We start from the raw sequence: 25658 nt of genomic DNA, 5'->3' as shown, positions 1-25658 counted from the left end.
TTTCGCCAGCAGACATACATCTCAGAGGAAAGCTTCATGTCAGTTCTTGATAGGTCAGCCATCATCGCGCCCGTCACTTTTAACCGCTGGTTCATGGCACCAGCGGCACTCGCCATTCATCTCTGCATCGGGCAGGTCTACGCCTGGTCAGTCTTCAAGACCCAGCTGGTCACCCACTTTGGCTCAACCGAAACCGCAGTTGGCTGGGTCTTCTCTCTCGCCATCGCCATGCTGGGTATCTCAGCGGCTATCGGCGGTACCTGGGTGGAACGGGTTGGTCCTCGCAAGTCGATGCTAACGGCGGGAACCTGCTGGGTTCTAGGCTTTCTCATTGCGTCTCTGGGTGTGACCACCAACCAGCTGTGGTTAGTTTTCCTGGGTTACGGTGCGCTCGGCGGCGTTGGTCTGGGTCTGGGCTATATTTCCCCGGTATCTACTCTCATGAAGTGGTTCCCTGACCGCCCGGGCATGGCAACCGGGCTTGCTATCATGGGTTTTGGCGGCGGTGCGCTCATCGCTTCTCCCGTATCAGCCCAGCTCATGGAACTCTTTTCAGGCTCAGCCGAAAAGACAGAACAGGCATCAGCGCTCGTCCCCTCATTCTTGGTTCTCGCTGCCTCCTACGCTCTTATTATTCTGCTCGGCGCCTTCGTCATCAGGGTCCCCCACCCCGACTGGAAGCCCAGCGGCTTCGACCCAGCCCAGCAGAAGCCCAACACCATGCGCACCAATAAGAACGTCACCGCAGCCCAGGCTATCCGCACGCCCCAGTTCTGGCTGCTCTGGACGGTACTATTCACCAACGTCACCGCCGGTATCGGTCTGCTGGAATCAGCCTCCCCCATGATTCAGTCCTACTTCCCCATCTCCGCCGCGGCAGCAGCCGGCTTCGTCGGTCTGCTGTCCCTGGGCAACATGGGTGGCCGCTTCATCTGGTCATCAACCTCAGATATCATCGGCCGCAAGAACATCTACGTCATGTACCTAGGTGTGGGGCTGGCCCTCTACATCATCTGGGCGCTCTTCGGTAACGTCAGTCTGGTGCTCTTCATCGCTACCGCTTTCATCATCATTTCCTTCTACGGCGGTGGCTTTGCCACTATCCCGGCCTACCTGCGCGATATGTTTGGCACCCTCCAGGTAGGGGCTATCCACGGCCGTCTGCTAACCGCCTGGTCAGCTGCGGGCATTGCTGGGCCGCTCATCGTCAACCTGGTTCAGGACACCGTACGCGGCGGCAACCCCGATGCCTCGGGTGCCGAGCTCTACCAACCCTCCCTCTTCATCATGGTGGGCGTGCTGGCTATCGGGTTCATCGCCAACCTGCTGGTCAAGCCGGTAAACGAGAAGCACCATGCCTCAGAAAAGGACATGGCCAAGCTGGCGGGCCACGGGAAGCTAGGTACCTCCGACCAGCAGATTAGGGTCAACGCCGGTGGCCCGCTGCATACCCTGGCAGCCTGGGCCCTGACCCTACTCGTCACAAGCGGCTTGGTCTATGGCCTGGCCCAGACCGTGATTCGCTCACTGGCGCTTTTTAGCTAAAGACCAGATGCCCTGCCCTGACAGCTCCCCGCGATTTCAGAGCAGGGCCTTAGTCGTCGTCGAGGTCGCCAGCTAAGGCCTTGGCGGCCAGCGATTCCTCCTGGGCGGTTTCCCATACTTCCTTGGCAGCCCCCAGGTTTAGCACCAGAATGAGGGCACCAAGTACCAGATCAGGCCAGCCGCTACCTACCCAGGCGGTGAGACCGGCTACGACGATGATAGCGAGGTTGATGAGCACATCGTTGCGAGCTGCCAAAAAGGCGGCTGCGGTGAGCGACCCGGCACCGGCACGGAAACGAGCCAGAATCAGGGTACAGATGAGGTTAACCACCACAGCGCCACCCGCAGTAACGAAGAGAGCGAGCGCATCGGGGGCGCCGGGGTCAGGGAATTTAGCCACGATCTGCCAGACAGCGGCCAGGGCCGGGAGCAGGATAATGAGGGCGGACGCCTTCCCCGCCCTCGCCTGCCAGGTCAGTGACCAGCCCAGGGCGATTGCAATGAGAGTATTGACCGCGAAGTCCTCGAAGAAATCTACGCTGTCGGCCAGCAGGCTGACCGAGCCAATGGCCAGGGCGATAGCTCCCTCGATGAAGAAGTAGGCCAGGTTGAGACCGGCAACCAGCAGGACGGCGCGGCGCAGGCGGACGGGGTCGATTAGGGGCTTAGATGAACTCACAGGTCTAGATTAGCACCGCCCCGCCCGGGGTCTCGGGCGGGGCGGCAGCTTAGCCAGGGTGAATGAAGCCCAGACGTCTTAGACCTGTGAGGTTTCTTAGGCGCGGGCAAAGATTTCTGCCGGGGCCCCCTCTGCAACCAGCTCACCGTCTTCAAGGAGCACGGCCCGGTCAGCCAGTGAGGCGATGCGGGCATCGTGGGAGATGATGATGACGGCCCGGCCCTGCATTACCGCGGCCAGGGACTGGCGGGCGTCCGCCAGTTCCAGCTGGGTGGTTGATTCATCCAGAATCACCGCGTGGGGGTTGGCAGCCACGATGCGGGCTAGACCCAGCTGCTGAATCTGGTCGCGGGTGAGCTCTGTGCTACCGCCGCCGACCCGGCTCTCCAGCCCCTCGGGCAGGTCATCGACCCAGGTCGCGCCGACCGCCCGTAAGGCGGTGAGCATCTGCTCGGTGCTAGCGTCGGGGGCTGCCACGGTCATGTTCTCGGCCAGGGAGCCGACAAAGACGTGGGCCTCCTGGGTGCAGATGAGCAGGGCGGGGCGTCCGCTGGCATCGGGCTGGGTGGGGTACAAACCGTTGCCCACTAGCTGACTGCCGACCTGCACGGTGCCGCTATCTGCGGTGAGCGACCCGGCAATCAGGCGGGCAAGGGTGGTCTTACCCGAGCCGGAGCGCCCTACCAGGGCAAGGCTCTCCCCCGCCGCCAGCTGCAGGTCAACCCCCTTAATCACGGGGGCGTCCGGGTTGTACCCGTAGGTCACGCCCTGCAGACTAATGACCGGGGCGGACGCGCCCTGCCCGGGCAGGTGCGCCGGGGCAGATACCTGCCCGGCGGCACGGCGGGCCTGCTGCTGGTTCGACAGGTCAATAACACCAAAGACACGCCCCATGGTGACGGTCATTTCGCGCAGGCGGTCGAGCCAGAAGGTGAAGATATCCGAGTTGTCGCGCATAGTGAAGAGCATGATTGAGGCGGTTGCAACGTCGCCCCAGGTAGCCCACCCCTGCTCCACGCAGTAGGCGCCCCAGGCCATGGAGAGCACCAGGGGTAGGAAGGAGTTGAAGGCGTCCACGGCCCAGAAGATGGAGCGTACCACGACCATGCGGTCGCTGACCTCAAAGGTTTTCCAGATGCGCTCATCCTGCACCCGGGCACGGGCCTCACTGATCCCCAGCTCTTCAACGGTTCCAGCACCGCGAATGTTTTCGGTTGCTACCACGGTCAGGTCGCTGACCGCCTCGGTCTTTTCCCGGGTGAGCTTGGCAATCCGGGGTAGGAAAATCGAAAGCACGATGGTCATCACGATAAACATGGGCACGGTCACCAGGCCGATGGCCGGGTTGACGGTGAAGATGGTAGCTGCGGTAATCAGCATGTAGATGCTGATATGGGCGAATTCCGGCAGGCCGGTGGCCAGTACCTGGCGCACGCTGTCGACGTCGTCGGTCAGGCGGGCTACCAGGTCGCCGGAGCCGGCATCCTCAACGGTCTGGGCGTCCAACTGCAGGGAGGCCCCGACCAGGTCAATGCCCAGGTCGCGGTTGAGACGCACACCCATTTTCTGGCCCTGGAAGGTCCAGGCGCGGGCCAGCAGGGCCCCGGCCAGCACAGCAGCACCGATAACCGCCAGCTCTGCCCAGGGGTAGCCGGTCAGCTGCCCGGTGGTAGCCCGGTCAATGAGCTGCCCCACCATGATGGGGGTAATCAGGGTTGCCACGGAACTAGCTACAAACAGCAACACCAGCAGAGCAAGCTGCCAGGGGGTCTTGAGAATGGACCGAGCCAGCAGCCGCCAGGTGGTCTTACCGTCGGTTATGGGAAGGAGGTTAGCCACGGGCCTCACCTGCTTTCAGTCGTCGCTCAACCTCCATGGTGGTTGAGACCAGGTAAATCTGGCGGATGTGTTCGAGAGGGCCGGGCTGGCCCGTATGGGTTTCGAGCTGGTTCAAGATGAACTTCTGGCTGGGTTCGTCCACCGAGTTCAGCGGTTCGGTGAGCACCAGCACAGACGCCGGCTGGGCCAGTGCCCGGGCTAGGGCAAGGCGCTGCCGCTGGCCACCAGAGAGGTTGGTGCCCTCTGAGGCCAGGGTGCTGGCCAGGTACTTTTCGGGGTCGCGGCCACCGAGTCGGAAGGCGATTTCTTCGGAGTCGGTGAGCTTCAACAGCTCAATCATGCGCTCCCGGCTCAGCCCCTCGGTGCCCATCTGCAGGTGGTCAGCCAGGGAGCCGGCAAAAATCATGGGGTTGGGTTCCGAAAGAAGCACACGCTCACCCCCGGCGAGGACGCCCGCCGCCTGCTCCCTGCCCGGGGCAGGTTGAGTTTGGCGTAGGGCTTCGGTCAGAGCTTCGGCGTAGTCCTGGGCTGGCAACCCGGCTTCGCGCGGGTTGATGTAGTGAACCGGGGTGCTGGCCCGGGGAACCTCAACCAGCGCCTGCCCTGCTGCGGCGCTGGTCGCCGGGGCGGGGGCGTCCTTACCCTCTACCTGAGAGTTACCCTCAACCTCAGCCGCAAGTCTATCTACACGCTTGAGGGCAACACGGGCATTGCGCCAGTCAAAGAGCAGCATCTCCACCGACCAGATGGGGCCGGTTAGGGTGTTAATCAGACCAACCACTGTGACCAGCTGACCCGCGGGTACCTCTGTTATCCAGGTGCCCTCAGGGGCAGCCCCACGCAGGGCCAGGGCGATTACTACCCAGGTTACGGTACCTACCAGAAAATTACGCACTGCATAAGACCAGGTCTGCACGCTCTCCAGGCGGATCTGGGAGGTGTAGACATCCTGGGCCGTTGCCCCGTAGCGGTCCATCATGCGGCGCTGGGCGCCCAAGCCCAAAATAGTGCGAATCGAAGAGGCAATATCTGAAGCCCGGGAGGTAGACACCCCCACCTTGTCACGGAAAATATCCGCGTGCTTTTCCAAGAGTTTGGAAATCCAGGTGAGGGTCAGCATGGTGAGAATCAGCCCGCCCAGAGCCACCACCGCAATCGCCGGGCTAATGCGCCAGAGCTGCCAGGTGCCCAGGGCGGTCACGCCCACCGCAGAAAAAGCCATAATCATGGGCTCCCACATCTCGGCCATTGCCCGGGCGTCCTTATTCAAAATCGCAATGAGGGCACCGGTATCGCGGTTGGGGCTGCGGGAGATTAGGTGGGCGATGTAGAGCCGCCAGTCCCTCTCGATGCGGGCTACTACCCTAAAGGTGATGCCCCAGCCCACAAATTCAACGATCGACAGGTAGACCACTACGCCCACTAACAGCCAGACCAGCCGCCAGGCAGCTACCTCATCGCCGGAGGTATGCAGGTCAATAATCGTGCCCACCAGAACCGGCAGGAAGACCAGGGCGAGGGAGGTCAGAATATCGAGGGGAAAGGGCAGAAAGAAGAGGGGTCGCCAGCGGAAACCCGGCGGGGCGATACGGAACTTAACTTTTTCTTTGGGCGTCTTTATCTCGTCAGTCATCTCAGTCATCAGGCTACTCTTTCAGCGTGCGGGTGTGCAGGTCGTGTGTGAGGGAAAAACCCGCAGGGCATAAAAATACCTACCGGGTTCGCTTGCCCCGATAGGTGTGTCTACGTCAGGTTATCGTACTCGTCTAACCGGCAGTCGGGCTAGAAGCGAGCGCACCATCGATGTGTCTACCCACGGGGAGGCTGTTGAAGGGAATAGGTCGATTATTCATTTCGCGGGCCTCCTTTCGTGAGCTAGATATGCGGTTAAGTTCTGCCCTTTACCTTAGAACACTCTAGGCAGGTTTGACAAGCGTCATACCCGCCTTTATCTTGACCGGTCTATTAAACTAGAAGAACCATGAAGATTCTTCCCTTTCTCTCCCCCTCTTTAGCCGATAACAGCAAGCCCTATTTCCGTGGCGATTTTGCCTCTAACCCGCTCACGGGCGATGAAGCCTACGAGGCCTTTCTGGCCTGGATTGAGGCTCGCGGTATGCAGCTGTACCCGGCCCAGGACGAAGCTGTGCTTGATTTGGCGGCGGGCAACAACGTCATTTTGGCGACCCCTACCGGGTCGGGCAAGTCGACCGTGGCGGTTGCGGCTCATTTTATGGGTCTGGCGACCGGCCAGCGCTCCTACTACACCGCCCCTATTAAGGCCCTGGTGTCTGAGAAGTTCTTTGATCTCTGCGAGATTTTCGGGGCTGAGAACGTGGGTATGGTGACCGGCGATTCTTCTATTAACGCCGATGCCCCCATCGTCTGTTGCACCGCCGAAATTCTTGCCAATATTGTGCTGCGTGAGGGTGAAGGGGCTGATCTGACCCAGGTGGTCATGGATGAGTTCCATTTCTACTCTGACCCCCAGCGCGGCTGGGCTTGGCAGGCTCCCCTGCTTGACCTACCCCAGGCCCAGTTCCTGCTCATGAGCGCAACCCTGGGCGATACCAGCCGTTTTGAGCGTGAGCTGACGGAGCTCACCGGGCGGCAGACCTCCCTGGTCACCAGCGAGACCCGCCCCATTCCGCTCAACTACACCTACTCCCGGGAGCCCCTGGTTGAGAAGGTAGACGAGCTAGTATCGACCCACCAGGCCCCGGTCTACATTGTGCATTTCTCTCAGCTTCAGGCCATCGATACAGCCGCTTCGCTCATGAGTCTGGCTATTGCGTCTAAGGAAGACAAGGAGCGCATCAACGAGCTGACCGCCGGCTTCCGCTACTCGGCGGGCTTCGGTAAGCAGCTACAGAAGTACATCAAGAACGGTATCGGCATTCACCATGCCGGCATGCTGCCCAAGTACCGCCGCCTGGTGGAGCAGCTAGCCCAGGCGGGCCTGCTCAAGGTCATTTGCGGTACCGATACGCTGGGTGTGGGTATTAACGTCCCTATCCGCACGGTGCTCGTAACTGCTCTTTCCAAGTTTGACGGGCAGCGCACCCGCCGCCTGAAGTCCCGCGAATTCCACCAGATTGCAGGACGCGCGGGCCGAGCTGGCTTTGATACGGCCGGTTACGTGGTGGTTCAGGCCCCCGAACACGAGATTGAGAACGACCGGCTTGAGGCCAGGGCCCGGGAGAAGTTCAACGGGGATGAGAAGAAGATGGCTCAGTCGTTGCGGGGTAAAAAGAAGAAGCCCCCGCAGGGCTTTGTGGCGTGGAGCGATAAGACTTTCGAGCAGATTATTGCCGCAGAACCCGAGCCGCTGACCTCGTCCTTCCAGATGACCCACTCCATGATGCTCAATATTCTGCAGCGTGAGGCTGACCCCTTTGAGACCGTCATGCTCTTCCTCACCGCCAACCACGAGCCGCCGATTAAGCAGCGTGCCCTCAAGCGCAAGGCGATTGGCATCTACCGGGAGCTGCTCAACGGGGGCGTGGTGGAGCGCCTGCCGGAGCCCGACGAGTTTGGCCGCACCGTGCGCCTGACCGTCTCACTGCAGGAGAACTTCGCCCTGAACCAGCCGCTCTCCCCCTTCGCGCTGGCTTCGCTGTCTCTGCTTGATAAGGAGTCGGAGTCCTACGCTCTCGATGCGGTCTCGGTGATTGAGTCCACCCTGGAAAAGCCCCGCCAGGTGCTGATTGGCCAGGAGAAGAAGGCTAAGAGTGAGGCCCTGGCCGAGATGAAGGCTGAGGGGCTGGACTACAACGAGCGTATGGCTGAGCTCGACAAAATCACCTACCCGCAGCCCCTGGCTGACCTGCTAGAACAGGCCTTTGAGACCTACTCGGCGGGCGCTCCCTTCATGAAGGAGTTTGAGGTAGAGCCCAAGAGCGTGGTGCGCGATATGTACGAGCGAGCCATGGGCTTTGGCGACTACATCCAGTATTACGGGCTTGAGCGCTCCGAGGGTATTCTGCTGCGCTACCTGTCGGACGCCTACAAGGCCCTGCGCCAGACCGTGCCCCTATCTGCCCTGACCGATGAGCTCACCGACGTAATCGAGTGGCTGGGTGAGGTCATCCGCCAGACCGACTCGTCCCTGGTGGACGAGTGGGAGCGCCTGGCCGCCGGTGAAGAAGGCATCCCCGTACAGGACTCTCTCGAAGAGCTCGTTGCCGAGTCTGCCCCCAAGGTGACGAGTAACGTCCGCGCCTTTAAGGTGATGGTGCGCAACGCGATGTTCCGCCGGGTGGAGCTCTTTGCGGACGAGCGCGACCGCCTGCTGGGCGAGCTGGACGGTGAGCGCTCGGGCTGGGACGCCGACCGCTGGGCTGAGGCCATGGACGACTACTTTGAGGAGTACGAGGATATCTATACGGACGCCGAAGCCCGCTCCCCGCGCCTGATTGAGATTGATGACGACACGGCTGAGCACCCCGGAGTATGGAAGGTACGCCAGGTCTTTGCTGACCCCGACGACAACCACGATTTCGGGATTGTCGCCAGGGTCGACCTGGACGCCTCAGACGAGGAAGGCGCGCCCGTGGTGCTGATTGAGAGTGTGGGGGCTTTCTAGTTTCCCAATAAGGGACCAGATTCCTACCGAAGTCCTGATGGGCATGACATACTATCGGTAGTTATCTGGTCCCTACTAGGTGGGGGTAGCGATTCTCACTTCTAAAGCGGTCACATTAGAACTTCTTACTCACCACCTCAGAGCCGGTGCAGGGAAGCTAGGGTAGCCTATCGGTAGAAGAAAGACCTTACTTGCGTGCAAAGGAGCCCCATGCCTACCCACCCCCACCTGCCCCAGCCGACCCACCGCGTCGGCGTCACCCACACCATCGACTCCCTCAAACTGGTAGACCACTGGTTCACCGTACCCCTAACCCACGGGCTCATCTACGGCAAGGGCGAAGCTGCAGCCCTGGACTCCCGTTTTGCCAATCAGACCATCACCGTCTTTGCCCGCGAAGTCATCGACACCTCTGACGCCCTGACCACTCCCGTGGACGAGCGCCCCTACATGGTCTACCTGCAGGGCGGCCCCGGAGGCAAGAGCCCCCGCCCTATCTCTGAAGGCGGCTGGGTCCACGAGCTAGCCAAGACCCACCGCCTGGTTCTGCTAGACCAGCGCGGCACCGGCAATTCCACCCCGCTCTCAGCCCGCGTCATCACCGCCCAGGGCAGCCCCGAGGTGCAGGCTGAGTTCTGCGAGCTCTTCCGCGCCGATTCCATCATTGCCGATGCCGAGGTCGTCCGTGAATTCCTGCTGGCAGACCGCACAGATAAGCGCTGGTCGACTATGGGCCAGAGCTTCGGTGGCTTCTTGACCCTCTCCTACCTTTCCTTTGCGCCCGAGTCCGTCAAGGATTCCCGCATGACTGCCGGGCTTGCCCCCATCCGCTCCCACGTGGATGACGTTTACCGCTCCACCCTCGACCGCATGAAGGAGCGCACCGAGGAATACTACGGCTGGTACCCCGAAGATAAGGAGCTGGCCGTCCGCATCTGCGAGCACCTGGCCAAGAACGAGGAATACCTGCCCACCGGCGAGCGCCTGACCCCGCACCGCTTCCAGATGCTGGGCAATATTCTGGGGGGTAACGGCCGGGCTAGGGGCCTGCACTATGTGCTAGAGTCCGCTTTTGCTGAGTCTGATAAGTGGCTCTCTGACCAGTTCCTGGCGGCTGTGGGCGAGCAGGTCAGCTTCCAGGCTTCCCCCCTCTACGGCCTGCTACATGAGACGATTTATGCGGACGGCCCCGCCCAAGAGCTGGGGGGCACTTCGCCGTCTGTTTCACCGACGAACTGGTCTGCAGCCCGCATGTACGCGGAGCGCCCGGACTTTGCCGAGGACGCCTCTCCCCTGCTGCTGACCGGTGAGCATATCTTCCCCTGGTATTACGAGGAGGACCCGGCTCTGCGTCCGCTGGCTGAGGTTGCCCAGCTGCTGGCGGAGAAGAAGGACTGGGGCCGGCTCTACGATCACGATCAGCTGGCCCGCAACGAGGTGCCACTGGTTGCAGCAGCCTACGTTCCCGATGTGTATGTAGATTACGCCCACTCCATGAAGACAGCCGAGTTTGTGGGGAACACCCGCGTGTGGACGTCCAAGACCCACCACCACGACGGCCTGGGCGCTGACGGCCCGCTGATCCTAGGCCATCTGAAGAATCTGCTGGCTGATATGCGCTAAAAGGTTTGAGCTACAACAAAAAGACCGAGGGGTGCGGGTGCACCTCTCGGCCTTTTTGTTTAATGGTGGGCGGACGGACGCCTACCGCACCTTAGGCAGTACGCTCGGCGTGCGCAGAACGGGCACGACGGACCAGGTCCTGGTACTCGTTCTCCGACTCAATCAGTTCGTCGCGGTACTTCTGCGGAATCTCGCGGGACTTAGCAACCTGCTCATCCAACTGACGCTGAATCTCAGCGCGCTCAGCCTCAGAAGCATCAGCAGGCAGGTTCAGGTACTTCTCAGACAGGGCCTGAACCTTCTGGATAGTAGCCAGGGCCTTGCCCTTGGGTGAGAGGAGGGACGCAAGCACGGTAACAATCAGGACGCCCACAATGACAGTCAGTGAGAAACCAATAGTGACTTCAACAACGTGAACGGGCTGGCCGTCGTTGATGAAGGGCAGGGTGTTCTCGTGCAGGGCGTGCAGCAGCAGCTTGACACCGATGAAGGCCAGGATGATGGACAGACCCCATGAGAGGTAGATGAGGCGGTCCAGCAGGCCGTCAATCAGGAAGTAGAGCTGGCGCAGACCCATCAGTGAGAAGGCGGTCGCGGTGAAGACGATGTAGGCTTCCTGGGTCAGACCGAAGATTGCGGGGATGGAGTCCAGGGCGAAGAGGATGTCGGTACCACCGATAGCTACCATGACCAGCAGCATGGGGGTCATGACCTTCTTGCCGTTTTCTACGGTGAAGAGCTTGTCGCCGTCGTAGTAGTCAACGGTGTTAAACATCTTCTTAGCCAGGCGAACGACGAAGTTGTTGGCTTCGTCCTCTTCTTCCTTGTCGGTGACTTCACCCTTGATGAGGTTACCGGCGGTGTAAATCAGGATCAGGCCGAAGAGGTAGAATACCCAGCTCCAGCGCTCAATAGCGGCAGCACCAATCAGGATGAAGATGGTGCGGGCAATCATCGCGAAGATAATACCGAAGAGCAGAACCTTTTGCTGGTCCTCACGCGGCACCTTGAAGGAGGCCATGATAATCAGGAAGACAAAGAGGTTATCGACGCTCAAAGCCTTCTCGGTGATGTAGCCGCCGTAGTATTCTGCGGCGAACTGGGTGCCGTCCCAGAAGAGGATGACCAGGCCAAAGAGCAGGGCGATACCCACGTAGACGGCCGACCAAATCGCGGCTTCCTTGATGGTGGGTTCGTGCGCTTTACGCACGTGGAAGAAGAAGTCATAAGCAAGCAGTGCCAGGATGAACGCAATCGTTACACCCCACTGCAACCCAGTGATATGCATTGGGAGCCTTTCTTGTGGTTGGGGTTTGCCAAAATCCACAAGTCTCTCCCACCACCTCTGTGGGTGGTTTCCTGCCCCGGTTGGGCGCCTTCGATCAACGTGCTGACGATGCAGGAATTAGTGGGATACTCCCTTGCTCGGTCTACAACTATAACCCATCTTGTTACTTTTGAACAGACGCGCGGGCGTCCTTAAGGCCGAGCACGATGGCGCAGACCAGGAGAAGGACGGCCGCGCCCGCCCAGGCTGCGGCAAAGCTGGTCGCCTGCGCGGCGGCACCGATGGCAAGAGAGCCGAGTCCGGTGCCGATGTCGAAGTGGGAGTTCCAAGCGACGGACGCCCGCTGGGTGGCGTCCGCCCCACCGGCGTCCGACAGGGCACGCACCATGGTGACCGACTGTAGGAAGCCGTAGCCGAACCCGATCAGGGTTGCACCAGCCAGGAGGAATATGACTGAAGGCAGGCTCACGCCATTGACCCAGCCGACAAAGGCGACACCCAAGGCCGTGAGGGCCAGCACCGGAGTCATGAGAAGGCGGGTGCCGAACCTGTCGGTGAGAGAGCCGCCATAGAGGCGGGTGGGGGTTGCCAGGGCGCAGAGCAGGAGCAGGGCCCCGGTCGCCAGAGTGGCAGTGGGGGCAATTTCGGTGGAGAAGGTCATGAAGGCACCGCCGACGCTGGTGACGAGTGTGAGGGTCAGCAGCGCGGGCCAGATGCGGGCAATGATGGTTGCGGTGGAAGTTACAGGGGTGGCGTCACTCCCCTGCTCACCGGCCCTTTGTTCTTCCATGAAGTGGTCAACCAGTCGGCCTAGCTGCAGGGCGAAGGGAGCTGCTATTGCTGCGATTGCCCCGGCTGAGATCACCGAGCGGTAGCCAAAGGTATCGAGCGCCCAGGGAGCGACGGGTGTGAAGAACATCTGGGCACCTGCAGCTGCCAGCCCGTAGAGCCCGACAGCCCGCCCCCGGTACTCGACGGGAATGAGGTAGGACATAGCCGATGAGCAGCAGACGGTGACAATACCGAAGCCGATACCGCGCAGACCCGAGGTAACAAGGACGTTGAGTAGGTCGGGGCTCAGAGCCTGAATGAGGGAGGGCAGCCCCATAAAGAGGGTGCCCACCGGCAACACGAGCCCCCAGGAGAAGCGGCGAGTGAGAGCGGGGACGCTGAACTGGGTGGCTACGGTGACAGCCATCAGTACCGCGTTGGTGGCACCCGCGCCCAGGGAACCTGCCCCACCTGCCAGTGCCCAAGCCGGCGAGGCAGGAAGCAGGATAGATAGGCTGCAAATGGTCAGCCCGAAGGTAAGCAGAATCTGGGGCATACCCGGCATGCGGGCAACGCTGGGACGCGCGGTTTTCTGGCTCATCGAACCTCCCAAGGTGGTGCTGACACAAACTGCACCAGTCTACACTAAGCCCACGAGCTTCTAAAGAGCCCCAGGTGTTTAGGCGTGCCCGGCTTCCTGCATAGCGCGTAGCTCCTTCTTCAGATCGGCAATTTCATCGCGCAAGCGACCTGCCAGCTCGAACTTGAGCTCTTCGGCGGCCTGCATCATCTGGGCGTGCATCTCTTCGATCAGACCCAGCAGGTCTTCGGCGGGAGCTGCAGCAAGGCCGTCCTGACGCACCCGGGCTTCTGCCTTCTTGAAGAGCTCTTCGGCTTCGGGGCTGGTCGCCGCGTACTTGGTGCCCTTCTTAACCGGAGCCAGCTTGCCCGATGCCCCCTTGCGGGCGGCTAGGAGCTCTGCGGTGTCTTCTGACTCGCGGGCCAGGGCGTCGGTGATGTCGGCAATTTTCTTGCGCAGGGGCTGGGGGTCGATACCGTGCTCGCGGTTGTAGGCCTGCTGAATCTCGCGGCGACGGTTGGTTTCATCGATAGCGGTGCGCATGGAGTCGGTGATTTTGTCGGCGTACATGTGCACCTGACCGCCCACGTTACGGGCGGCTCGGCCGATGGTCTGAATCAGGGAGGTGGTAGAGCGCAAGAAGCCCTGCTTGTCAGCGTCCAAAATAGCAACCAGGGAAACCTCGGGCAGGTCTAGACCCTCACGCAGCAGGTTGATGCCCACCAGCACATCGAAGACGCCCTGGCGCAGCTCGCTGAGCAGCTCCACACGGCGCAGGGTATCAACATCGGAGTGCAGGTACTGCACCTTAACCCCGTGTTCCAGCAGGTAGTCGGTGAGGTCCTCAGCCATACGCTTGGTCAGGGTCGTGACCAGCACGCGTTCGTCGCGCTCTACCCGCACACGGATCTCTTCGAGCAGGTCGTCAATCTGCCCCTCGGTCGGCTTGACCACGATTTCGGGGTCGACCAGGCCGGTGGGGCGAATAATCTGCTCCACCACCCCGTCGGCCTGGGCCAGCTCGTACTTGCCGGGAGTAGCTGAGAGGTAGACGGTCTGGCCGATGCGGTCGAGGAATTCCTCCCACTTGAGGGGGCGGTTATCCATGGCTGAGGGCAGGCGGAAGCCGTGCTCGACCAGGGTGCGCTTGCGGCTCATATCGCCCTCAAACATGGCACCGATCTGGGGAATGGTCACGTGGGATTCGTCGACAATGAGCAGGAAGTCATCGGGGAAGTAGTCCAGCAGGCAGTGCGGGGCTGTGCCGCGAGCGCGTCCGTCGATATGGCTGGAGTAATTCTCGATGCCGTTACAAAAACCCATCTGCTCCATCATCTCCAGATCGTATTGGGTGCGCATGCGCAGACGTTGGGCTTCAACGAGCTTGTTCTGGGATTCGAGTTCTTGCAGGCGGTCGCGCAGCTCGTCCTCGATGGAGGTAATAGCTCGGGCCATGCGTTCGGCGCCGGCAACGTAGTGGGAGGCCGGGAAAACGTACATTTCGGTTTCTTCGCGGATGACGTCGCCGGTGAGCGGGTGCAGGGTGTAAATAGCTTCGATTTCGTCGCCGAAGAATTCGATGCGGATGGCGTTTTCTTCGTACATGGGGATGATTTCGACGGTATCGCCGCGGACGCGGAAGGTGCCGCGGTGGAAGTCTAGGTCGTTGCGGGCATACTGCATGGAGACAAACCGGCGCAGCAGCTCGTCCCGGTCGATTTCTTCACCCTGGCGCAGGGTCACCATCTGGGCAACGTATTCTTCGGGGGTACCCAGGCCGTAGATGCAGGAGACGGTAGCAACCACCACAACGTCGCGGCGGGTCAGCAGGGAGTTGGTGGCGGAGTGGCGCAGGCGCTCGACTTCTTCGTTGATGGAGGAGTCTTTTTCGATGAAGGTGTCGGTCTGCGGCACGTAGGCTTCGGGCTGGTAGTAGTCGTAGTAGGAAACGAAGTACTCAACAGCGTTGTTGGGTAGCAACTCGCGCAGTTCGTTAGCTAACTGGGCAGCCAGGGTCTTGTTTTGCACCATGACCAGGGTGGGGCGCTGGACGGCCTCGATGAGCCAGGCAGACGTTGCAGATTTACCGGTGCCGGTGGCACCCATGAGCACGATGTCTTTTTCACCGTTCTGGACGCGCTCGGTCAGCTCCGCGATTGCCTTGGGCTGGTCGCCAGCCGGCTGATACTCAGAGACAACTTCAAAAGGTGCAACGACGCGGTTAATTTCTTGGGCAAGGCTCATGCCCTCTACCCTACCGAAAAACCCCCGACAAAACTAGAACATATGTACTAGTTTCATCGGGGGCTAACAAGCGGTCGCTCAGACCTTACTTCTTCGGGTCGATATCGGTAGCGGGCAGGTCACCGGTTACCACAGCGGTGTGGGTGCCCTGCTCTTCAGCCGGCTTGGAGGCTGCCTTCTTCGCGGCGGCGTCCTCAGCAATATCTTCGGCCGTTACCACAGGAATCTGACCGGTGTTGGGAACCAGACCCTCGAACTCGGGTTCGGTGCCCAGCTCGTACTCGGGGCGAATAGTGACCTCTTCAATCGACGAGAAGTCTTCCTGAGCACGGCGGTGGTATTCCTCGATGGGGATAACCTGCTTCCACTGGCGGGTGCGCATGGGAGGCAGCTCACCGGCGTCCTCGCGTAGGGCGCGCACCAGCATCCACATCTGCATGAAGCCGATAAGCCAGACCGGGAAGCCGATCACAATAATGACGTTCTGCAGGGCGGTCAGACCGTTATCGCCTGCTGCTACCAGGATGGAAGCCGATACAACGCCGATGGAGGCAGCCCAGAAAATACCCTGCTTCTTGGGGGCCGGGTCCTCATGGCCGTTAGCAATCGCGTCCATGACCAGGGCTGCTGAGTCAATGGAGGTGATGAAGAAGATGGTAATCACCACCAGGGTCACCGCAGCGACCAGCTGGTAGAGCGGGAAGTGGCCCAGGAACTCGAAGAGGGCAGCGGGAATATCGCCTTCTTCCGCCACGGTCTGCACCAGGGTGCCGTTTTCATTGCGCTCGATATTGAAAGCGCTCAGGCCAAAGACACCAACCCACATCAGGGTAAAGGTGGTGGGGGCAGCCAGTACGCCGACAACAAACTGACGGATGGTGCGGCCCTGGGAAATCTTGGCGATAAAGAGGCCAACAAAGGGCGCCCAGGTCACAGTCCAGGCCCAGTAGAAGACCGTCCAGGAGCCAATCCAACCGGTATCTGCAAAGGCGTCGTTGAAGAGCATCATCACGGGTAGCTTCTGCAGGAAGTAGCCGGCTGACTCGATGGTGCCCAGGGTGACGAAGCGGGTTGCGCCGGTCATCAGAATGAAGATCATCAGGGAAATAGCCAGCAGAATGTTGATGTAGGACAGGCGCTTAACGCCCTTATCCATACCCATCAGCACCGAGGTAATACCGGCGGCAGTAATCACAGCAACGATAGCGGCCTGAATCCAGCCACCCAGGGGCACACCGTACATGATGCCCATACCCGAGTTAATCTGCAGGGCGCCCAGACCCACCGAAACCGCAATACCGAAAACGGTAGAAACGATAGCAACCGAGTCGATGGTCTTACCGATAGGGCCGTGGATGCGCTCACCCAGCAGGGGCTGGAAGATGGATGAGACGCGCGGGGGCAGCTTGCGCTTGTAGGTAAAGTAGCCGAAAGCCAGGGCGGGAATAGTAAGAATAATCCAGACGCCCAGACCGATGTGCCAGTTAGCGATGGCGAGCGCTTCGAGCGCTGCATGATCCGACTGGGGCTCTACCCCGTCGTAGGGCGGGTTGGCGTAGTGGGTGATGGGTTCTGCCGCACCCCAGAAGAGCAGGACGGCACCAACACCAGCTGCGAAGAGCATACCGAACCAGGCAAGACCGGAGTACTCGGGTTCTGCGTCGTCGTCACCGATTTTGATGCGGCCGAAGCGGCTCATCGCCATGTAAATCAGGAAGAAAAAGAAGATGGCGATACCCAGGGTGTAGACCCAGCCCAGGTAGGTGATGATGAAGTCGGAGATGACGCCAATGCCATCTGACATGGCCGTTGGGAAGATCATCATCAGCAGGGTGAAGACGATGATAAAGAGTGCAGATGAGAAGAAAATGACGGGGTTGGTTCGCAGCCCCAGTCTGTCGTGTAGCTTGTTCAGCACAGGATTATCCCGGTGGAAGTACGTGTATGACCGTGCGGGCCCCTTGCATCCACCGCCCGCACAGCGGCTGCCCGGTCTCTGGGCAACGTATCAATAATAAGAGGGCTTGGGGTTGTTTTCCAGGGGAGATAAGCCTACTTGATTTTTACACTTTCTCCTGTTCTCACCTGTTTTCACTGGTCACAACCAGATTTTTTAGACCATACGTTCAAATAATGCTAGCTAAAAATTTATTCATGTAACGAGTCCGCTGTGATTTTGGCAAAGACCTCGCGCACCTGCGCAGCGGTGCGCTCTAAACTTCCCGAATTATCAATGACCCAGGTGGCAATAGCCCGGCGCTGCTCGTCACTGGCCTGCGCAGCAATGCGGGCGCGGGCGTCCGCCTCACTCATGCCGCGTACCTCAACCAGGCGGCGCAGCCGCTCCTGGCGCTGCGCCTCAACCACAATCACCGCATCAAAGTCTGCCGCCTGGCCGGTCTCGGCCAGCAGGGGGATGTCATCAACAATGACGGCGCCCTCCCCCAGCTTCTGCACCGCCGCCTCCCGCTGCCGCGCGGCTTCAGCCCGCACCGCCGGGTGCACGATGGCGTTCAGGCGGGCACGGGCAGACTCGTCCGCAAAGACCAGGGACGCCAGGGCAGTCCGGTCAAGCTCGCCGGTAGGGGTCAAAATGCCCTCGCCAAAGGCGCGGACGGTCTCAGCCAACACCGCCCGGCCCGGCTCCATCAGCTGACGGGAGATAGCATCGGCGTCAATCAGCACAGCCCCGCACTCCACCAGCATCTTCGCCACCGTCGACTTACCCGACCCGATACCGCCGGTCAGACCAATTCTCGCAACCACAGGCGTCCTTTCGTCTCTAAGCATCGGGCAGGTGCCCGCTCCCACCAGCCTACGCGCTCCACCGACTGCACACTAGAATAGACACCATGACTGATGAAACCCGCGCCAACCGCTACACCGTGCTCGCTACCCGCACCGAGACCCGGCACCTGTTAGAAATCAAGCGCAGTGAGTTCATCGGCTATGTTCAGCGCGTGGAAACTGAAGAAGAGGCCCGCGCTTTTATTGAGTCCAAGCGCAAGGCCTACCACGATGCCCGCCATGTCTGCTCTGCTTTTATCATCGGGGCAGACCGGCAGACCCAGCGCTCCAACGACGACGGCGAGCCCGCAGGTACCGCTGGGATTCCCATGCTCCAGGCCCTGCTGGCCCGCCGCACCGAAGGGCGCACCGGCGAAACCACCGACCTCTCCGATATCTGCGCTGTGGTGGTGCGCTATTTCGGTGGTATCAAGCTGGGTGCCGGTGGGCTGGTGCGCGCCTATACGGACGCGGTGGTCACCACCCTAGACGCCGCTCCCCTGGTGCCCCGCGAACGCCTGCGACTGGGAACAGTTACCGCCTCCCACGCCGAGGCAGGACGCTTCGAGAACGACCTGCGTGCGCTGGGCTACACGGTACTGGGTACAGATTACACAGCCAGCGGCGCCCACATCACCCTGGGTGTTTTTGATGATGCGGCAACCCGCGCCCAAACAGAAACGGCCCTGGCCGAGCTGACAGCCGGCGCAGGGCACATTTCGTGGGGTGAAACCCAGTGGGTTGATTTAGCCTAGAAGATTGCTGAAATAGCCAGCACACCTACCGAGCCGATAGCGGCTGAGATGGGCAGGGTGATGATCCAGGCAAGGGCAATGGGTCGCATGAGCTTCCAGTTAGCTGAGCGGTTGACGATACCGACGCCCAGCACTGCACCGATCAGGATGTGGGTGGACGAAACGGGCAGACCCAGAACAGATGCAGCCATAACCACACCGGCAGCGGCCAGCTCAGCGGCAAAGCCCGATGAGGGGTGCATCTTGGTCAGGCCGTGACCGACGGTAGCAATCACGTTACGGCCCACAAACCAAAGACCCACGATGAGGGCGATACCGAAGGCCACCAGAGCGGGCATAGGCACGACGGCCTCGTCGCCAATGGCACCGGTCTTGAGCACATCAAGAATTGCCACGAAGGGGCCGATAGCGTTGGCGATATCGTTGGCACCGTGGCTAAAGGCGAAGGCAGCTGCGGTGAAGACCTGCAACCAGGCAAAGATGGTAAAGGTAGCGCGGGAGAGTTCCTGCTTCTGCAGGCTGCGGGCAAAGACGGAAACACTCACCCAGGCGATAGCCGCAACCATCACCATAATCATGACGTTACCCATGGTTGAGATACCCAGCTCCAGGTTATCCAGACCCTTGAAGAGCAGCATGGCTGCAATCAGAGCCGCACCAAAGGCAGCCAGGATAGGCACATAAACCTCAAGTGCCCGGTGGGAGTCAGCGCGCTTAGCCTTCTGGTCAAGCTTGTGCACCTGGCGGTAGTACTCGCTCTCGGGGGCCGCGGGGTCAAGCTTCTTGAGCTTGAACTTCTTCTTGCGCAGCATAGCGTTGGAGTAGGCGTCCTGCTGCAGGTCGGTGATGCGCTGGAAACCGTCGTGCGGGGTGTGGGCTGCGCGCTCTTCTTCCTGGTGCTTCTTGATTTCGAGCATGGCCGCATCGACCTTCTCGTTGTAGCCCAGGATGTACTTCTTGATGAAGCCAAAGAGAACCCAGGCGAACAGACCGCCCAGGAGCGGTGAAAGAACCCAAGAAATGGCAATCTGGCCGATCTTGCTCCACTGCACCATGTCCATGCCGCCGGTGCCGGTGGTGAAGCCGATGGTTAGGGCCGCACCCACGATACCGCCGATGATGGAGTGGGTGGTAGAGACGGGCCAGCCCATCTTGGTGGCGACCAGCAGCCAGATAGCTGCGCCCAGCAGGGCTGCCATCATGATGTAGACGAACTGCATGGGGTCCAGGTCGATAGCGCCCAGGTCGACGATGCCTGAACGCACGGTGTCGGTGACCGAACCGCCAGCGATCACAGCGCCCGATACCTCGAAGACAGCCGCGATGAGCAGGGCCTGCTTGATGGTCAGGGTACCCGCGCCCACGGAGGTTCCGAAGGAGTTCGCTACGTCGTTACCGCCGATGTTGAAGGCCATGAAGAGGCCCAGAAGGACAGCTGCGATGAGGACGAGGGTGCGAGCTGACTGGTCGACGTAGTTGAGGGACCAGAGTGTAAAGAGTGTCAGTGAGACAGCCATGAGGCCGCCGAAGGCGAGGTGCCACCATTTGTCGGTGGTGTCTCGTTGCAACGCGGGGGTTGCGAGATGTGAACCCGAATTCGCGCTGGAATCCACGAGTCCCCCTTTGAGGTTGTGTTCATACGGTCTTAAGGCAAAATTTGAGCCCTGTTAATAGTCTGGGGAAAAGGTTAACGCAAGGTTAACTAACCCTAGCCTGAGCATGAACTATAGGCATGACGCCCGCCTCTACGCCCTCACACGCACGTTGCACCCTACAAACAAGGGCCCCTCCCACCCGAAGGTGGAAGGGGCCCTTGATTGCTGTGACTAATTCAGAGAATTAGTTACCGGTCAGCTTCTTACGTAGCTCAGCCAGCGCCTCATCGGAAGCCAGGGTGCCGGTTTCGGCAGGCTTCTCGGATGAGTATGAGGTGGGTGCAGCTTCGGCGGGAGCGGACGCGGGGGCAGCAGCTGCTGCTTCTGCGTCGGCTTCGAGAGCCTTGGCAACCTGTACCTTGTGAGCTTCCCAGCGAGCCTGGGCGTCAGCGTACTGCTGCTCCCATGCTGCACGCTGGGTTTCGAAGCCTTCGAGCCATTCGTTGGTCTCGGGGTCGAAGCCCTCGGGGTACTTGTAGTTGCCTTCTTCGTCGTACTCTGCAGCCATGCCGTAGAGAGCGGGGTCGAACTCGGTGGACTCGGGGTCTACACCTTCGTTGGCCTGCTTCAGTGACAGGGAGATGCGGCGACGGTCGAGGTCGATGTCGATAACCTTGACGAACAGTTCGTCACCGACGGAGACAACCTGCTCTGCCAGGTCCACGTGGCGAACGGCGAGTTCGGAGATGTGGACGAGGCCTTCGATGCCGTCTTCAACGCGAACGAATGCGCCGAAGGGTACGAGCTTGGTGACCTTACCGGGTACAACCTGACCCAGTGCGTGGGTGCGAGCGAATGCCTGCCAGGGATCTTCCTGGGTAGCCTTCAGTGACAGTGAGACGCGCTCACGGTCGTGATCAACTTCGAGGACCTCAACGGTGACTTCGTCGCCAACTTCGACAACCTCTGAGGGGTGGTCGATGTGCTTCCAGGAGAGCTCGGATACGTGGACGAGACCGTCAACGCCGCCGAGGTCAACGAAGGCACCGAAGTTAACGATGGAGGAGACAACGCCGGTACGGACCTGGCCCTTTTCGAGCTGGTTGAGGAAGGTTGAGCGGACCTCTGACTGGGTCTGCTCGAGCCATGCACGGCGTGACAGAACAACGTTGTTGCGGTTCTTGTCGAGCTCGATGATCTTGGCTTCGATTTCCTGGCCGATGTAGGGTGCCAGGTCGCGGACGCGACGCATTTCGACGAGTGAAGCGGGGAGGAAGCCACGCAGGCCGATGTCGAGGATAAGACCACCCTTGACGACCTCGATGACGGTACCGGTAACGACGCCGTCTTCTTCCTTGACCTTCTCGATGTCGCCCCAGGCGCGCTCGTACTGTGCGCGCTTCTTGGAGAGAATCAGGCGGCCTTCCTTGTCTTCCTTGGTGAGGACAAGAGCTTCAACGGTGTCACCAACAGAAACAACTTCGTCGGGATCTACGTCGTGCTTGATGGAAAGTTCACGTGAGGGGATGACGCCTTCGGTCTTGTAACCGATGTCGAGCAGTACCTCGTCGTGGTCAACCTTGACAACTTCGCCTGAAACGAGATCGCCGTCGTTGAAGTACTTGATGGTTGCGTCGACCGCTGCGAGGAATTCTTCTTCGTTGCCGATGTCGTTGATTGCAACCTGGGGAACGTTGGTGCTCATAGAGAGTAGGGCTCCAATATGGATAGTTTTCTAGGTCAATACAGGCAGGGCCTTACTGGGTCCCGCGGTGTAGCTTGTGGCTGTGGGCGGGGTAAGGTCCGCATGGTTCTCTGTATTGAGCGTTGATACGGACAATATGGTGTGCGGGTGCGGCGCACGCCAAAGCGGGCACTGTACACGCACAGATTCAAGTCTAGGGCGCGTGCGGGTGCCGGTCAATGGTTTGGTGGGCGTTTTCACCGCGTGTTCACGGGAAAGTGGGGTGATGTTGGTCTTAACCCGCGCCCGGGTATGTTACACCGGCGTCCGCGCACCTTATGCCCGCCCTGCTAGTGCCCTGCCTCGTGCCAGGAGCGGCCCCAGCCGACCTGGACATCCAGGGGGACACGCAGGGAGGCTGCCCCGCTCATTTCTTCAACCAGGATTGCCTCGGCGAGCTTTTCTTCACCCGCGGCAACTTCGAGGATCAGTTCGTCGTGTACCTGCAGGAGCATACGGCTGGCGAGGTTTTCACGGCGAAGGCGCTCGTCGATGTTGATCATGGCGATTTTAATGATGTCGGCGGCAGTTCCCTGAATGGGCGAGTTGAGGGCTGCGCGTTCGGCGGCTTCGCGGCGCTGACGGTTGGACGAGGCCAGGTCAGGCAGGGCGCGGCGGCGGCCAAACATAGTCTCGGTGTAGCCGGTCTTGTGGGCCTCACGCACGATGGAGCGCAGGAACCTGCCGACCTTACCAAAGCGCTGGAAGTAGTTGGTGCGCAGGCTGGTCGCTTCGTCCACGCTGATCCCCAGCTGCTTTGATAGGCCGAAGGGTGAGAGGCCGTAGGCAAGGCCGTAGCTCATGGCCTTGACCTTAGAGCGCATCTCGGGGGTCACATCTTCTGGCGCTACCCCGAATACCTCTGAGCCGACGAAGCGGTGCAGGTCCTCCCCCGCCTGATAAGCGGCGATGAGGTCTTCATCGTCCGACAGGTGCACCATGATGCGCATTTCAATCTGGGAGTAGTCTGCGGTCAGCAGGGTGGTGTAGTCGGTGCCGTCAACCGGTTCGGGGGCCACGACAAAGGCGTCGCGGATCTTGCGGCCTTCTTCGGTGCGAATCGGGATGTTCTGCAGGTTGGGGTCGGTTGATGAAAGGCGACCGGTAGCTGCGACGTTCTGCTGGTAGGTGGTGTGGATGCGGCCGTCCGCGGCGGTTGCCTTGCCCAGCCCCTCAACGGTCTGCTTGAGCTTGGTGTAGTCGCGGTAGGTTTGCAACTCGCCCAGGAAGGAGGCCCCCTGGCTTTCGGGGTCTACCTGGCCGAGGATTCCCGCAAGCGAGTCGGCGTCGGTGGAGTAGCCACTCTTGAGCTTGCGGGTGGTCGGTAGGCCTAGCTCGTCGAAGAGGACGCCCTGCAGCTGCTTGGGGGACGAAAGGTTGACCTCGTGACCCAGAATCTCGTAGGCCGCTTCGGTGGCGCGGGTGACGTGTTCGCCGTAGTAGCCCTTGAGTTCTGAGATGGCGCTGGCGTCGATTGCTACACCGGCAATTTCCATGCGGGCCAGGGCGGACGCAGCCGGCAGCTCAATTTCTTCGTAGAGGCCGAGCTGGTTTTTGGCGACCAGGTCAAGGTGTAGGGCGTAGGCCAGTTCTTGGACGTAGCGGGCAAGGAGCGCCTGGTGGGCGGTATCGACAGCCGGTTCCAGGGAGAAGAGTTCGCCCTGGTCCTCTTGTTCGGGTGCGGCGGGGTAGGTCTGGCCCAGGTAATCGCGGGTCAAGTCTTCAAGCATTTCGCGGTGGCCGCGGCGACGGGCGGTGGGAATGAAGCCACAGACGTAGGAGGAGAGCACCGGGTCTTCGATAACGCCTGCCAGGGGCAGGTCGTAGGCGGCTAGCGACTTAAAGTTCTGCTTAACATCGAAGGTAATTTTGGGGGCGGACGCGTCCCCCAGCCAGTCGCGCAGAGCCGCGCGGACGCCGTCCGCCTGCTTCTCAAAATCAAGGTAGGCTGCGTGGGCACCGGCAACCAGCATGAGGCCGTGCAGGGCCTGGCCGTGGGCCAGCCCCTTTTCACCGGCATGCTCATCAACCATGGGCCAGAGGGTGATGGCCTGCGCCAGGCGTTCAGGTACTTCAACCGACCGCTCAACCGCCGCGAGCGCTTCGGGGGCAGCTGCCAGGAAGGCGGTGAGGGCGCCCGCGCTGGTGATAGTTTCTACCGCTTCGATATCAATCTCAACCGCAGGTGTAGTTTGCTGCATGCCCTCAAAGAGCTCAGCGACGCGCTTGCGGATGGAGTTGAACTCTAGGTAGTCAAAGAGCTCTTCAAGCTCCTCAGCGTTAGGGCCGTAGCCCTCAGCATCATCGAGGGTGACCGGCAGGTCAAGGTCGTCCACCAGGCGGTTGAGGCGGCGATTGCGCAGCACGTCGTCGATATGCTCGCGCAGGGCCTCACCCTTCTTACCCTTGATCTTCTCGGCGTTGTCTAGCACGCCCTTGAGGTCGCCGTATTCGTTAATCCATTTGGCGGCAAAGCCCGGGCCCACGCCGGGCACGCCCGGCAGGTTGTCTGCCTGCTCGCCGGTGAGGGCAGCAAGATCGGGGTAAAGGTGAGGTGCAACCTTATACTTCTCCTCGACGGCGGCCGGGGTCATGTAGCGGATGCCCTTGGTAGGGCCGGTGGTCACCGGATAAAGCACGGTAACGGTATCGCTCACCAGTTGGAAGGCATCGCGGTCACCCGACACAATCTGCACCTCAAAGCCAGCCTCCCGCCCCTGACGGGTGTAGGTAGCGACAATATCGTCAGCCTCATAGCGCGGCAGGGTCACAGAAGGAATATTCAGGGCCGCCAGGGCCTTCTGAATCAGCTCAATCTGACCAAAGAACTCCTGCGGGGTTTCATTACGCCCACCCTTATACTCACCGTATTCCTCGGTGCGGAAGGTTCCACCAGAGAGGTCAAAGGCCACAATAATGTGGCTGGGCTGCTCATTTTTAATCAGAGAAATCAGGGTTGAGAGGAAGCCATGAACCGCATTGGTGTGCTGGCCCTCAGCGTTCACAAAGACATCCACCGGGGTGCCGTAGAAAGAACGGAAAGCCAGGGAATGCCCGTCAATGAGCATGAGCTTACCGGGTGCAGGTGCAGAAGTTTCAGGTCTAGTCATCACGCCTACCATCCTACCGCCTGCCCCTGCCCTACGATTGAAGGCAGACAATCTCCCCCTATTTTCTAAGGAGCACCCATGACCGAGACCCAGGAGCAGGACGCCCGCTACCAGCAGATACTTGAACGGCTAGGCGCGGGGACCCTGGCGCAGAAGCTGGGCATCACGATTCTGGAAGCCTCCCCCGAACTGACCGTCGCCACTATGCCGGTGGAGGGCAATACCCAGCCGGTGGGTCTGCTTCACGGGGGTGCTTCTGCCGCCCTGGCAGAAACCCTGGGGTCTATCTCTGCCTTTCTTTCGGTGGCCGAGCAGAAGAAGGCTGCTGTGGGCGTTGATTTGAACATCACCCACCTGCGCTCGGTTCGTTCCGGCACCATCACCGCGACCTGCCGGGCAGTCAAGCTGGGCCGCACCGTCTGCGTCCATGCCATTGATATCACTGACGAGGCAGGCAAGCTCATTGCCACCGCCCGCATTACCAATAACATCATCGACCTACCCTAACCACCA

At 60.5% G+C, this 25658-nt stretch carries 16 protein-coding genes; 5 read left to right on the top strand and 11 right to left on the bottom strand.

The features are described 5' to 3' along the window. Positions 1–36: 36 nt before the first annotated feature. Positions 37–1545, top strand: a complete 1509-nt coding sequence (locus tag ACRCJM_RS06885; RefSeq protein WP_431464328.1) for an L-lactate MFS transporter — start codon at positions 37–39, stop codon at positions 1543–1545. A gap of 49 nt (positions 1546–1594) precedes the next feature. On the opposite strand, the gene ACRCJM_RS06880 is transcribed toward ACRCJM_RS06885, so the two are convergent. From ACRCJM_RS06880 to ACRCJM_RS06870, 3 genes are all read right to left on the bottom strand, one after another. Further along, complete coding sequence (locus ACRCJM_RS06880) at positions 1595–2224, bottom strand: cation transporter (RefSeq protein WP_431464327.1); 630 nt, start codon at positions 2222–2224, stop codon at positions 1595–1597. A 96-nt stretch (positions 2225–2320) separates the two neighbouring features. After that, positions 2321–4063 (bottom strand): ABC transporter ATP-binding protein, encoded by a 1743-nt coding sequence (locus ACRCJM_RS06875; protein WP_431464326.1) that lies wholly within the window; start codon positions 4061–4063, stop codon positions 2321–2323. Then, positions 4056–5705 (bottom strand): ABC transporter transmembrane domain-containing protein, encoded by a 1650-nt coding sequence (locus ACRCJM_RS06870; protein WP_237198843.1) that lies wholly within the window; start codon positions 5703–5705, stop codon positions 4056–4058. The genes ACRCJM_RS06875 and ACRCJM_RS06870 overlap by 8 nt, the downstream gene beginning before the upstream one ends. A 339-nt stretch (positions 5706–6044) precedes the next feature. On the opposite strand from ACRCJM_RS06870, the gene ACRCJM_RS06865 reads away from it, so the two are divergent. Then, entirely contained in the window at positions 6045–8648 is a 2604-nt protein-coding gene (locus ACRCJM_RS06865) for a DEAD/DEAH box helicase (RefSeq protein ID WP_431464325.1), read from the top strand. Positions 8649–8858: 210 nt separating this feature from the next. Further along, positions 8859–10271: an alpha/beta fold hydrolase gene (locus ACRCJM_RS06860; protein ID WP_431464324.1), complete on the top strand. Its 1413-nt coding sequence runs from the start codon at positions 8859–8861 to the stop codon at positions 10269–10271. Between the two features lie 91 nt (positions 10272–10362). On the opposite strand, the gene ACRCJM_RS06855 is transcribed toward ACRCJM_RS06860, so the two are convergent. From ACRCJM_RS06855 to coaE, 5 genes are all read right to left on the bottom strand, one after another. After that, positions 10363–11559: a TerC/Alx family metal homeostasis membrane protein gene (locus ACRCJM_RS06855; protein WP_431464323.1), complete on the bottom strand. Its 1197-nt coding sequence runs from the start codon at positions 11557–11559 to the stop codon at positions 10363–10365. A gap of 163 nt (positions 11560–11722) precedes the next feature. Continuing rightward, positions 11723–12931, bottom strand: a complete 1209-nt coding sequence (locus ACRCJM_RS06850; RefSeq protein WP_431464322.1) for an MFS transporter — start codon at positions 12929–12931, stop codon at positions 11723–11725. Between the two features lie 78 nt (positions 12932–13009). Next, on the bottom strand, positions 13010–15154 hold the full coding sequence (gene uvrB, locus ACRCJM_RS06845) for an excinuclease ABC subunit UvrB (RefSeq protein WP_431464321.1): 2145 nt from the start codon (positions 15152–15154) through the stop codon (positions 13010–13012). 85 nt (positions 15155–15239) lie between these two features. Next, on the bottom strand, positions 15240–17072 hold the full coding sequence (locus ACRCJM_RS06840; RefSeq protein WP_237206867.1) for a BCCT family transporter: 1833 nt from the start codon (positions 17070–17072) through the stop codon (positions 15240–15242). Between the two features lie 230 nt (positions 17073–17302). Then, positions 17303–17944: a dephospho-CoA kinase gene (gene coaE, locus ACRCJM_RS06835; protein ID WP_431464320.1), complete on the bottom strand. Its 642-nt coding sequence runs from the start codon at positions 17942–17944 to the stop codon at positions 17303–17305. A gap of 62 nt (positions 17945–18006) precedes the next feature. On the opposite strand from coaE, the gene ACRCJM_RS06830 reads away from it, so the two are divergent. Beyond that, positions 18007–18696 carry an IMPACT family protein gene (locus ACRCJM_RS06830; protein ID WP_237209330.1) on the top strand — a complete coding sequence of 230 codons (690 nt, stop codon included), beginning with the start codon at positions 18007–18009 and terminating at the stop codon, positions 18694–18696. On the opposite strand, the gene ACRCJM_RS06825 is transcribed toward ACRCJM_RS06830, so the two are convergent. The 3 genes from ACRCJM_RS06825 to polA form a co-directional block, all read right to left on the bottom strand. Then, positions 18693–20213, bottom strand: coding sequence for an inorganic phosphate transporter (locus ACRCJM_RS06825; RefSeq protein ID WP_423816955.1), 1521 nt, complete (start codon positions 20211–20213; stop codon positions 18693–18695). The genes ACRCJM_RS06830 and ACRCJM_RS06825 overlap by 4 nt on opposite strands. 322 nt (positions 20214–20535) lie before the next feature. Then, positions 20536–21996, bottom strand: coding sequence for a 30S ribosomal protein S1 (rpsA, locus tag ACRCJM_RS06820; protein ID WP_237185579.1), 1461 nt, complete (start codon positions 21994–21996; stop codon positions 20536–20538). Positions 21997–22325: 329 nt separating this feature from the next. Continuing rightward, on the bottom strand, positions 22326–25145 hold the full coding sequence (gene polA / locus ACRCJM_RS06815) for a DNA polymerase I (protein ID WP_431464319.1): 2820 nt from the start codon (positions 25143–25145) through the stop codon (positions 22326–22328). A 78-nt stretch (positions 25146–25223) separates the two neighbouring features. Between polA and ACRCJM_RS06810 the strand changes: the two genes are divergently transcribed. Next, positions 25224–25652: a PaaI family thioesterase gene (locus ACRCJM_RS06810; protein WP_431464318.1), complete on the top strand. Its 429-nt coding sequence runs from the start codon at positions 25224–25226 to the stop codon at positions 25650–25652. The last annotated feature ends 6 nt before the right edge of the window (positions 25653–25658 follow it).

Source organism: Rothia sp. L_38 (genome assembly GCF_050689125.1).
Classification (GTDB): domain Bacteria; phylum Actinomycetota; class Actinomycetes; order Actinomycetales; family Micrococcaceae; genus Rothia.
This window is presented reverse-complemented; position numbering and strand designations above follow the sequence as displayed.

Coding starts and splice junctions, on each gene's coding strand:
- ACRCJM_RS06885 (WP_431464328.1), top strand. CDS start 37: ATGTCAGTTCTTGATAGGTCAGCCATCATCGCGCCCGTCACTTTTAAC.
- ACRCJM_RS06870 (WP_237198843.1), bottom strand. CDS start 5,705: ATGACTGAGATGACTGACGAGATAAAGACGCCCAAAGAAAAAGTTAAG.
- ACRCJM_RS06865 (WP_431464325.1), top strand. CDS start 6,045: ATGAAGATTCTTCCCTTTCTCTCCCCCTCTTTAGCCGATAACAGCAAG.
- ACRCJM_RS06860 (WP_431464324.1), top strand. CDS start 8,859: ATGCCTACCCACCCCCACCTGCCCCAGCCGACCCACCGCGTCGGCGTC.
- ACRCJM_RS06855 (WP_431464323.1), bottom strand. CDS start 11,559: ATGCATATCACTGGGTTGCAGTGGGGTGTAACGATTGCGTTCATCCTG.
- ACRCJM_RS06850 (WP_431464322.1), bottom strand. CDS start 12,931: ATGAGCCAGAAAACCGCGCGTCCCAGCGTTGCCCGCATGCCGGGTATG.
- uvrB (WP_431464321.1), bottom strand. CDS start 15,154: ATGAGCCTTGCCCAAGAAATTAACCGCGTCGTTGCACCTTTTGAAGTT.
- coaE (WP_431464320.1), bottom strand. CDS start 17,944: ATGCTTAGAGACGAAAGGACGCCTGTGGTTGCGAGAATTGGTCTGACC.
- ACRCJM_RS06830 (WP_237209330.1), top strand. CDS start 18,007: ATGACTGATGAAACCCGCGCCAACCGCTACACCGTGCTCGCTACCCGC.
- ACRCJM_RS06825 (WP_423816955.1), bottom strand. CDS start 20,213: ATGGCTGTCTCACTGACACTCTTTACACTCTGGTCCCTCAACTACGTC.
- rpsA (WP_237185579.1), bottom strand. CDS start 21,996: ATGAGCACCAACGTTCCCCAGGTTGCAATCAACGACATCGGCAACGAA.
- polA (WP_431464319.1), bottom strand. CDS start 25,145: ATGACTAGACCTGAAACTTCTGCACCTGCACCCGGTAAGCTCATGCTC.
- ACRCJM_RS06810 (WP_431464318.1), top strand. CDS start 25,224: ATGACCGAGACCCAGGAGCAGGACGCCCGCTACCAGCAGATACTTGAA.